This window comes from Variovorax glacialis, from assembly GCF_051216375.1.
GTDB lineage: Bacteria > Pseudomonadota > Gammaproteobacteria > Burkholderiales > Burkholderiaceae_C > Variovorax.
Window position 1 is genome coordinate 1 of record NZ_JBPJZT010000039.1, and the last position, 10,097, is coordinate 10,097.

Annotated in this window: 9 protein-coding genes and 1 pseudogene; 5 read left to right on the forward strand and 5 right to left on the reverse strand. The window is 60.1% G+C overall.

Translation table 11 applies throughout. The annotated features are described in order from the left end of the window. The 4 genes from ACSFBL_RS35090 to ACSFBL_RS35105 form a co-directional block, all read left to right on the forward strand. On the forward strand, nucleotides 1–512 hold a 512-nt coding region (locus tag ACSFBL_RS35090; protein ID WP_475539800.1), incomplete at its 5' end, for an MBL fold metallo-hydrolase. Between the two features lie 1,010 nt (nucleotides 513–1,522). After that, nucleotides 1,523–1,843, forward strand: coding sequence for a hypothetical protein (locus tag ACSFBL_RS35095; protein WP_435520422.1), 321 nt, complete (start codon nucleotides 1,523–1,525; stop codon nucleotides 1,841–1,843). Nucleotides 1,844–1,917: 74 nt separating this feature from the next. Then, nucleotides 1,918–3,012 (forward strand): SAM-dependent methyltransferase, encoded by a 1,095-nt coding sequence (locus tag ACSFBL_RS35100; RefSeq protein ID WP_435520423.1) that lies wholly within the window; start codon nucleotides 1,918–1,920, stop codon nucleotides 3,010–3,012. After that, on the forward strand, nucleotides 3,009–4,091 hold the full coding sequence (locus tag ACSFBL_RS35105; RefSeq protein WP_435520424.1) for an iron-containing redox enzyme family protein: 1,083 nt from the start codon (nucleotides 3,009–3,011) through the stop codon (nucleotides 4,089–4,091). The genes ACSFBL_RS35100 and ACSFBL_RS35105 overlap by 4 nt, the downstream gene beginning before the upstream one ends. Before the next feature lie 310 nt (nucleotides 4,092–4,401). Here ACSFBL_RS35105 and ACSFBL_RS35110 read toward each other — a convergent pair whose 3' ends face one another. From ACSFBL_RS35110 to ACSFBL_RS35130, 5 genes and pseudogenes are all read right to left on the reverse strand, one after another. After that, the gene (locus ACSFBL_RS35110; RefSeq protein WP_435520425.1) at nucleotides 4,402–5,154 is read right to left on the reverse strand and encodes a class I SAM-dependent methyltransferase; all 753 of its coding nucleotides are present in this window, start codon (nucleotides 5,152–5,154) and stop codon (nucleotides 4,402–4,404) included. Between the two features lie 227 nt (nucleotides 5,155–5,381). Further along, nucleotides 5,382–5,576, reverse strand: a complete 195-nt coding sequence (locus tag ACSFBL_RS35115) for a hypothetical protein (RefSeq protein ID WP_435520426.1) — start codon at nucleotides 5,574–5,576, stop codon at nucleotides 5,382–5,384. Nucleotides 5,577–5,675: 99 nt separating this feature from the next. After that, nucleotides 5,676–6,095, reverse strand: a complete 420-nt coding sequence (locus ACSFBL_RS35120) for a hypothetical protein (protein WP_435520427.1) — start codon at nucleotides 6,093–6,095, stop codon at nucleotides 5,676–5,678. Between the two features lie 551 nt (nucleotides 6,096–6,646). Continuing rightward, on the reverse strand, nucleotides 6,647–6,958 hold the full coding sequence (locus tag ACSFBL_RS35125) for a hypothetical protein (protein WP_435520428.1): 312 nt from the start codon (nucleotides 6,956–6,958) through the stop codon (nucleotides 6,647–6,649). Between the two features lie 85 nt (nucleotides 6,959–7,043). Next, nucleotides 7,044–7,664 (reverse strand): annotated as a pseudogene (locus ACSFBL_RS35130) (tyrosine-type recombinase/integrase). A 357-nt stretch (nucleotides 7,665–8,021) separates the two neighbouring features. On the opposite strand from ACSFBL_RS35130, the gene ACSFBL_RS35135 reads away from it, so the two are divergent. Then, nucleotides 8,022–9,209 (forward strand): aminoacyl--tRNA ligase-related protein, encoded by a 1,188-nt coding sequence (locus tag ACSFBL_RS35135; protein WP_435520429.1) that lies wholly within the window; start codon nucleotides 8,022–8,024, stop codon nucleotides 9,207–9,209. Nucleotides 9,210–10,097: the final 888 nt, after the last annotated feature.

Consider the following 10,097-nt stretch of genomic DNA (forward strand, 5'->3'; position numbering starts at 1 on the left):
GAATGATCGAGCCCGCCGGCGCCTTCACGATCAAGATGCTGCGCTCCCTGCACTCTTCCCCTGCGACGGCGATGGGCTCGATCCTCGCGCCTTTGGAAGTCCCGGCACGCGCCAGCGCCTTCAAAGAAGGCGGCAGCTATTCGTTCTTGATCACGCATCGGCTTGGCGTCGTGCTGGTTCATCCGAGTGCAGACTTCGCGCCCGACATGATGAACAGCGTGCGGGCCGACGTCGTCTTTCTCGGAATCGGTGGCCTGAGCAAGCGAGGCGAAGCGTTCACGCGGGCATATTGGAAAGAGCTCGTTGACAAGACCCATGCCAAGACCGTGATCCCCGTGCATTGGGATGACTTCGCCACCCCGTTGTCGGAGCCGATGAGGCCGCTGCCCCAGGCCTACGGTGACTTCGACCAGACGATGAGCTTGCTGGTGTCGCTGGCGCACGAAAGCCGCGTCCGCCTGGCGCTGATGCCGGTGGCCCGGCCCGTGCCGATCCTCCCGAACCGGGATTGACAGACTGCAGCAAATGCGTACTTCGGAGGAGCGTGACCGGTGGTATCGGCATCGTGACCGATGATTTCGGGAACGTGACCGGCGATTCCGTTGTCGTGACTGAAGAAGTCTCGAGCTAGATCTGCCCGGGTTCTCGGCCGGTGCGCCGGTGCTGACGTTACGTATGAGCCAACCGCTGGGCAAAGCCTTGCGCCCTTTGGGGGCCAGGCCTGATGCCACAGCAACGCATGGACATACGCATGATCAAGGACACGGGCGGGCCCTCGTGATCACAAGATCCATGCTCCATACCCCCGATCCGCGACCACCGATGGGGGCCTCCATGAAGGCGCACCAGGGCGCGCGGTGCCGGCACGGTTTCGGGCTACGCCCGGCCCCGTTCCGACACCGCCGCTCTTCTCCTCCAAATTGACGCGCTGTTCTCATCCAGATTGACGCGCAGCACGTGGCCATCGTGCGGCTTCGCGAAGATGGGCGCCGAGCAGCTGCTCGTGGCGGCCAGATCGCGCACCTGGACGTCACGCCCTGTGCGCTGGCAGGTCGGCGTAGCGCTGGCGCGCATTGCGACCAGTGGCTCAGCATCGCGGGTTGCCGCTCAGTTGCGTGCGGCCGACCAGCATTCCCCGCGGCGCTTTCATAAATTTTCGCCTTTTGATCAGGACTTTCGTAGTCGAAGTGCGGATCCTCGCAATTGAGGACACCGCATCCCTAGTGTGTTGCCAAAACCTCAAACCGACGATCGAGATATCAACTGAAAGGACTGGCCATGGAAAGAGCGAGAGACAAGATCCCACCATCAATCATTCGTCATCAAATGATGCAGTCATGCATCAATATCGCCGGATCGCAGTCAGGCCGCATCGCATTGCACTTGATCTGTTTGGCACGGGATCACGAATGGCGCTGGCATTTAGACGGTATCAAAAGAGAGCTGACGCAACCGATCCCCTCTGCAAAAGCCGCGAAGCCGAATCTCGTCAACTTGTAATTATCTGGACTAGGAGAAAAAGATGAAAACTTATCTGAGAATTCTCATTGCCGTCACTGCCTCGGCAGCGGTGGCTACCGCGCAAGCACAAGTCAGAACGGGAGTGCTCGCACCCTACGGCACGCATGTGTACTGGCAAACGTTCCAAAGCGGCGACCACGCCTTGGTCGCACTCAAGGCCGATGGACTGACCCGAATTTCCGTGTTCAATGGATATAGGGAAATCTGCCACCAAACGTATTCGTGCGAGATATTCGCTTTCTACGGAAGCCCTGAAGTACGCATCGAAGTGCGAAATTATGCACCTTATGCAAGCTCATACAAGATTGCATCCGTCAAATGAATGCTCAAAGTAGACGAGAAGCAGAGAGTCTTTGGCCGAGCTTAGGCCGGCGCAGGCTGCAGGAGCACCTCTACGTGCGCAAGGGTTGGGCGAGATCTTGCGCGACCGGTGATCCAGACGTCTATCGCGGGAATACACGCAGTATTCAACTGCTGAAGCAAACACCTCAATCGGCGCTCGCGTTGGCGTGCAATCCTGCATGCACCGGCGCAAATCCGTTGAGGACTTTACTCAACACCTCCGACCACACGACCATGAACCTCCAACCTCTGACACCTGCATCGAACGGCACGCCGGGTGATATGCGCATGTTCCCACCATGGCATTTCGCCATGATGAACGACTCGCGCCGCAACAAGGGGATCGAAAGCGCGATCCGAGACGCCAACGTGAAGGGCAAACTCGTATTCGAAATCGGCACGGGCGCGGGCCTGACCGCCATGTTGTTCGCGAAGTACGGCGCGGCGAAGGTCATCACCTGCGAACTTGACGCACAGCTGTACGCCATCGCAGTCAGGACCATCCAGAAAAACGGCCTGGCCGGCGGCATTCAGGTTCTGCAAGGTTCGAGCACGGACTTGATCAAGGCCAAGGCGGTGCCGAAAGACCCGGACATCGTCTTTACCGAGACGCTAGATTGCGGCGTCGTCGGCGAAGGCTACACCGCCATCGCCAACGACATCGCCGAGATCGCCGGTAAGTCGACGATGGTCATGCCGTCGCGTGTCGAGCAGTACGGTTACATGCTCGAATCACAGGAACTCCGTAATCAGAACCACGTCGACTACTACGACGACCTCGACCTGACGGAGATCAACAGGTACGCGACGGAGGCCTACTTCCCTGTTCGTCTAGGCAATTTTGCGTCGAGATCGCTCTCCATGAGTAGTCTCGTGCGCGAGTACGACTACACGCAGGAGAGCAACCTCGCTCACTACGTCACCTTCGACAGCTACGCCGAAGGGGTCTGTCATGGGATCGCGTCGTACTTTCACGCTTACTACGGGCAGCACGTCGTCTCGAACGAACTGCGCGACCGGGTGCACTGGCACCAGGCGGTCCATCACCTCAACGAACCGTTGCCGATCAAGGCCGGTCAGAAGTACGTGTTCCATTTCTCGCAAAGCGGGCGGTTCTCTCCGCTGCAACCGAAGCGGAGGCATTCGTGAACAAAGCGGACGTTCTCGCCCAGAAACTGGTCCACGACTTCACGATCGACAACTACGAGTTGTGCAAGGACGCAATCCTCGCGTTCTGCAACAGCCCGCTGCACATCGACGACGAGCATCGGTACGAGCAGAACTACTACGGGCGACGCCTGCGCCCCCACATCGCCAAATTCCTTGACTTCTCGTCGCCCCTTCGGCTCGGTCGGCAAGCCGACTATGCCGCGCTCTCAGCGAACCGGATCCTCTTCGCCATGAACGAGTCCGACTTTCTGATGTTGCCGGAGGACGCCGGAGGCTTCGATCCGACCGCCTTCACGACGTTCTACGCTGACGACAAGAAGGCGGCGGCTAACCTCGGAATGCCGCTGCTCGAGAAATTTCTGTTCTCGTTCCTCGAGGACGAAATCGTCACTTCCGACAACTGGACTGCGGCGTCGGTCCGAAATTACCTCGAGGAATATTCGATCCGGACGACTAAGGTGTCGTCGCTGCCGTCGGCCGACGCGATCGACCACGCGGTGGACCCCCGCAACGCGGCTCTCGACTTTCTCGTGCAGCTCGCGCCGGACTTTCTCGTCGAATCAAGCCCCATGGCTAGATACGCCAGCGGGAGCTACGGGTCCATGGCATCGGAGCTTTTCAAAATCATCATCGACGAGCTCGGCTACGGGAACGCACATAAGAAGCACGCGGCCATGTTCGGCGACATGCTGCGATCGTGCGACCTGAACCCCACGCCGCACCACTACTGGCAGTACTACCTGAACGGCAGCATTTACTTGGCGAACTACTACAACATGGTCACGAGGAACAAGCGGCACTTCTTCAGGTACGTCGGTGCGATCTATCAGGCCGAGACCGCCTTCATCACGAGCTGCGGGGTCTGGATGGACACGCTGCAGAAGCACCTGCCGACCATGGACGGTCGGTACTTCCGCGAGCACTGCCACATTGACCGCGATCACAGCCGCATGGTGCTCGACGGCATCGTGATGCCGGCAGTTGAGCACTACGGCGCGTTCGCGGCGCGGGAGGTGGTCAGGGGTTTCGAGGAGGCGCGTTGGCGGTCGACTTTCTGAATGACGTCGACCGCATCGCGTTTTCACACAGCCTCGGCCAACTGCGGACATTCACCCGTGCCTCCCAAATGCTTGATGCTCTCGTCTCACCATGGTCTTGTCTTGGCGCCCTTGCCGGCTTGGCGCTCGCGATGGTGGTCCACTGGGCCGCGCCAGGTACGGCGCGACGATTTGTAGGCCAAGTGCCGTAGCTACAGCTCGCCACTGTTCTGCGAGGAGCTCGCGCTCATCCATGCTTCGCCTCGGATTGATATTTGTTCAAGCTCAATTTGGTCTCGCCGTGAACGACAGGTTCTGGCCGCATTCTGACCTACCCACTGGCAGGCTTGGTCCCGACTAGAACGGGCTGATAGAACCCGTCATCGAGACGCTTTACGCCTTCGAAGCCAGCCTCGCGCATCAATTCACAGAGTCGTGCGACGGAGACGGCGTAGCACCTGGACCGCATTGTGTGGGTTTTCACTTGCCCGGTCGCGATGTCGTCTTCAACGACGAAGAAGGACAGGTCGTAGTGGTCGCCCTGGAAGTCCCAGACCTGGAACAGCACATAGCGCTTGCCGTCTTCGACCCTCGCTCCGTAATGCTTGACGAGGTTCGAGCCGCGTTCTTCCTTGTCATAGTCCCTGACAGTGATGGCGCATCCGCCGCCGGGTCGCAAGCACGCGAAGAACTGCTGAAACGCGAGTAGCAGGTCATCGTCGGTCAACAGGTGCGGAACCGAGTTGTCGCACGAAATGATGAGGTCGAAGCCCGTGCCATGAACTTCGTGGGCCGAGCGCATATCGCCGACGGTGAGGTCGACCGCCAGGCCCCGAAGGTCAGCCTCGCGCCGCGCGCGTTCGATTTCCTTACCCGAGAGGTCTGAGCCGACGACCGAGTAGCCGCGCCCTGCAAGCGCGAGGGTTTGAGTTCCGATGCCGCATGAGACGTCCAGCAAGGTACGGTGCCCAGGCCACTCCGCCTGAATGAGCCGGTCCAGCTGTTCGCCCTGTCGCTGGATGCTATTGCTCCAGTTTGGGAATATCAGGTGATACAGCGGGGCGAGGTCGTCGTAGAAGTCCATCGTCAGTCAGGCTTCGAAGGGTGTCGCCAGTTTACAAATCGCCGGAGACGCGAAGGTCCGCATCTGGCCGCTGGCGGCTGGTGGCAGTTGCCCGCGTCCTGCCACGGCCGCCGGCGACCATCAGGTCCGTCAAGACCCCGCGTCGCTGCGGTTGGAACTCATCAAAATTGAGGAGGAGACCGATTCCGCTGCGGCGCTCAGGCGCCGGAAGGAACCGCTTGCTTCCATCAGCTATACAAGACCGTCAAAATCAGGCCGCCCACTGCGAGGATTCCGACAACAATGGCTTCGGCCTGATTGAGGGTCAACTCCTTCTTGATAACGAACTTTGCAAGCAGGCAGACTGCGATTACTGCGATTACTGCGACGAAGGCTAGAAGGTATGCCACCGCGGCCGACGTATTCGCAGGATTGATTTTCATAGCGAGCTCGCCACTTTGGCGTGGTTGATTTGGCTGCCGTCGAGGTTCGAGCGGGTGACCGCTCTTGGCCGAATCTTGCCTGCTGCGCCGGGGTGTCTCCTAAGACCATTGTCCCCAGGCGATGTTGAGCTCGAAGCCGGGGACGACGCCAAGAAGTCTCTCTGTCGCCTCCTTCGCAGCCATGTAAAACGCAGCGTAGGAAGAATCGACTGGATGCACCTGCAGGGCTGTGAGGTCAATCTGGCATGCAAGCACCGGGGTGAAGCTCTGCGACATCAGTACCGTGAAAACGCCGTCCTTGGCGCCGGTAACGTACTCGCCTTCTACGCCCGCTGCATCCACCGAGAGCGAGAACGTTGGCGAGGGCGCGATGGATGCCGTCAGGCCGGCGGCCATGGTCCGACCTCCGGTGTGGCGCTTCCACTCGTGCGTGACCTTCCGGTGTTCGCGCACGCTCGACCAAGGCGTTCCCTCTACCTTGTTTGTGAGCCAGTCGAAAACTTCTGCGGGTGTCTTCATCGTTCTTCCTGGCGTTGCCGACGCTAGCTGACTCGGAGGTCTGAGTGTCGGCTTGTGGGCAGCTTACCGTCCATTGCTCATCGAGCGCGTTCGAGGGCCGCGATGTACGGCAGGACTCGTGGATGAGCCTCAACCCACTCCGCGCCAAGGAACGTCGATATGGAGCCCGAGCCGATGACGCTCGCGATTGCCCAAACTGGGACGCGGCCTTCAGCAGGTCGTGCGCCGCATGCATCACGTTCTCGCTTGCAGCCGACTCCGGCTCGCCAGCTTCGATGCCCCACTCCTTCTGAATCGCCGCGATGAGCTTGCCTGCCGCGGCTTTGATGGTTGTTCGGGAACGTGTCATAGGTGCAAATCTAGCTTGCTCGTGAACGTCTGGTTCTGGCCGAGGCCGTGTGAAAACGCGATGCGTTCGACGTCATTCCGAAAGTCGACCTCTCGGGTGGGCTCAGGCGGCGTTTTCTCGAATGCTCCAAGGGGTCAAGGACCCTCGAAAACGTGAGTCGACGGAGTTTTCACACAGGCGCGGCCGCATTCTGCCGGTCGCGCTACTCGTCTGTCTGCCGGGCTTCGGCCTGGCGGCTCCATGGGGCCCCGCCATCCTCGCGCCATGCCATCCAGCCTGGTCGTACGTCCGCAAGTTGAACCAATGTCGGGTCTCGGTCAACCATGCTTGTCAGCGAGACCACCATCTCGTCTGCTGCGTCGAAGGCGTCGCCGGTGAGGAACTGCCAAGCGCCATCCTTCGCGTCTCGTGAAGCCATCAAGACCGGCTTCACGCCCTCGACAATCGAACGGACCGTCAGGCACTCCGTGCTTGGCGGGCTGTCGAACGGCCAATCACGCGGCTCAGAAGGCATCGCTGGGTCCTTGAAATAGGGTCTGGTGTCGGCCGCATTCTGCCGGAGAGCCGCCCGGACAGGTACGACCTTGCGGCCGACTGCTTCAGGCGTCGGTCTGTTCCGCCAGCTCCAACGCGTCTTCAACCTCGATGCCCAAATAGCGCACCGTGCTTTCAATTTTGCTGTGGCCGAGCAGAAGCTGCACAGCGCGCAGGTTCCTTGTGCGCCGATAAATCAAGGATGCCTTGGTCCTGCGCATCGAGTGGGTACCGTAAGTCGCGCTGTCCAAGCCTATTTCCTCGACCCAGCCGTCCACGATACGGGCGTACTGTCGCGTTCCAATGTGCGGCGACTGCTGGACCCGGCTCGGAAACAAGAAATCTCCGGGCTTCAATTGGGCCTTGGCAATCCACGCTTCCACGGCGAGCCGGGTCGGGCCCGTCATCTCGAACTGCACGGGTTGTCCAGTCTTCTGCTGCATCACCTTTGCTCGAGCAGCAACGCGCTCGCCGTTTGAGACGTCGCGGACGTGAAGCTACACGAGGTCGCACGCCCGGAGCTTGCTGTCGATGCCCAAATTGAACAGTGCGAGGTCGCGCACCCGACCTTGCAACTGCAATCGCACCCGGATGGCCCAAATTTCCTTGAGCCTGAAGGGGGTCTTCTGTCCAACCAGCTTGCCCTTGTTCCACGGCTCACGGTGACACGTCGAAATCGCTTCCATGATGAGCTCCTTTAGGGGAATGGAGCTTCAGTCTGCGCCGACGAGGCAGGCCTTGAGCAGGTAGGCCACCGTTTGAAGGCCCTGCCCGTCAGCTCTAGGGGTCATACCAGGTAAATCTTTGTTTGGGCCGAAGCCCGTGTATGCCTTTCCGTCCTTCAGCGCGTTGGACCTCATATGAAGGGCCTCAGCACGTTCAACCGAGTTCGCAAGATGTTCCATCACGCCGCCATTGCTACGACCACCACCCGCTCACCGCCGGGGGTCTGGTCACGCGCGCGCTAGCCGCAGCTCACTCAACACCAGAACCGTCCGGCTCATACCCGGACGGTTTTTTCTTTTTCAGCTTAAGGATTCATCATGCAGAACCAACGCTATCTTGACGTCGCTCAACGGATGCAACTGCTTCATGTCGGCGAAGGAGCCGGCGTCGTCTACTGGCAGCCGGCAGGCCTGCGTCTCTACGAGAATCTGCGCAGCTACATTCGGGCCAAGCATCGCGCGGCTCGATACCTCGAGGTCAAGTCTCCCAGCCTGGTCGCGGTGGACGTCTTCGAGCGGTCGGGCCACCTCGAGAAATATCGAGGCAACATGTTCCTGGCGTCGGTGGATGGCGAGCACGGCTCGGAGGCCGGCGGATATGCCTTGCGGCCCATGAGCTGCCCGAACCACATCGTGTTGTTCGAGTCGATGCGCAGGAGCTACCGCGAACTCCCGCTGCGCTTCTTCGAGTTCGGGGAGGTGTTTCGCGCAGAGCCGTCTGGCTCGCTCCGAGTGCTGTTCAGGCAGCGTCAGTTCTGCCAGGACGATTCCCATGTCTTCGTCGACGAAGGCGCGGTCATGCAGGTGGTGGGCGAGTACCTTCGGATGGCGCGAGACGTCTATCTGGAGCTCGGCTTCGAAAGCGTCGACTACGCCATCTCGCTTCGACCCGAGAGACGCTTCGGCAGCGAGGCCCTTTGGGATAGCGCGGAAGAGGCGCTGCGCAGCGCTTGTCGCGACCACGGCGTGGAGTGGGGGGAACTCAGCGGCGGTGGCGCGTTCTATGGTCCGAAGATTGAGCTCCAGGTGAAGGACAAGCTCGGCCGAAGCTGGCAGATGGGCGTCCTTCAGCTCGACTACGTGCTGCCCGAAAGATTCAATCTCTCCTTTCAAGGCGCATCCGGGTCGTTGGCGCGGCCGGTCATCCTGCATCATGCGGTGCTGGGCTCCTTGGAGAGAATGATTGGCATCCTCCTGGAGATGCACGGAAGCCGGTTGCCCGCCTTCCTGCATCCCTACCCCGCAGTGGTCGTCGCGGTCTCCGAGAAGAGTCAGGACTACGCAGGGCGCTGTGTTGCCGCGATGCTGGCGAACGGGAAGGAGGTCATCGAAGACAAGGCCGACGACCCGCTCGGCGCGCGGCTTCGCAGGTGGAAGCAGCTCGGCGCTCGACGCATCTTTGTTGTCGGCGAGTTTGAATCTGCGGCGGGCGAGAAGCAAGGTTGCTTCTTGGCTGTCGACGCGGACGACAAGGCCCGGCAGCACTGCGATTTGCTGGAGGCGTGAGGTGGTGGTCAGCGTCCGCTCCTGGCCGGTGGCGGCTGTTGTCCGACAGGCGTCAGACATGCTCACTCGGGCCGAAGCACCAACTAGAGCAAGGACATCCGAACATCTTTCGCTCGCGAAAGTGAAGTTGTGGCACGTCGTCACTCTATTGCCGAATCACATGATGGGCACCGTTCTGCTCGAGACGCCCATCTAAGAAGACTTCCGCCGCCTTTAAAAGGGTAGAAGTCCGAGTACCGTTTGCCACAGATTGGGCACTTGTTTCGGACAGCAATCAGCGAGCCGCCGCCCATTGAGACTGCGGCATATATTGCGCTAATCTCCATGGAAAACCGATTATGCAGCCAAACCGTAATTGGCAATGCGGAAGCCACCAAGAAGAATGCAAATAATGAAGTGCGACGTGGTTTTGGCATTGTGGCTACCGAGCTGGACGCAAATTTGGCGGCGTAGCGAGTGTTCCAGATGGAAAGGTTCAGGGCTATTCGCTGTCCGCATTGTGAGGCACGGCCGAACGTCCGCAGTTGGCCGAAGGCCGCCCATTGTTTGCGCGCTCAAGCCAACCTCGCCAGACGCTCAATACCGTTGGCTAAAGGCTCCCTGTCGTGGTGGTGTGGTACCCGGTGAGCCTGCCGCCCTGCGTCTCCTCGGCTCCGGTCCCCTAGTGAAACCGCGTTGTCGAGCTGTGGCTCTACTTCTGAGGTTTCCCAAGGTGCTGGCGCACCGCGTCGGCACTGACGCCGACGGTAGTCACGGCGTCGCGTAGCTTTGTGAACCGCCCCGGATTTTGAGGAGGCTCCTTCGATTGAGAATGGAGCCAAGATGAGAAAGTCACCGAAGTTTTCCCCTGAGGTCATGGAGCGCGCGGTGCGCATGGTCTTTGACGCC

Bases quoted from the DNA above. Each gene is read 5' to 3' on its own strand.
- ACSFBL_RS35095 (WP_435520422.1), top strand. From the start codon at position 1,523: ATGAAAACTTATCTGAGAATTCTCATTGCCGTCACTGCCTCGGCAGCG.
- ACSFBL_RS35110 (WP_435520425.1), bottom strand. From the start codon at position 5,154: ATGGACTTCTACGACGACCTCGCCCCGCTGTATCACCTGATATTCCCA.
- ACSFBL_RS35115 (WP_435520426.1), bottom strand. From the start codon at position 5,576: ATGAAAATCAATCCTGCGAATACGTCGGCCGCGGTGGCATACCTTCTA.
- ACSFBL_RS35120 (WP_435520427.1), bottom strand. From the start codon at position 6,095: ATGAAGACACCCGCAGAAGTTTTCGACTGGCTCACAAACAAGGTAGAG.
- ACSFBL_RS35125 (WP_435520428.1), bottom strand. From the start codon at position 6,958: ATGCCTTCTGAGCCGCGTGATTGGCCGTTCGACAGCCCGCCAAGCACG.
- ACSFBL_RS35135 (WP_435520429.1), top strand. From the start codon at position 8,022: ATGCAGAACCAACGCTATCTTGACGTCGCTCAACGGATGCAACTGCTT.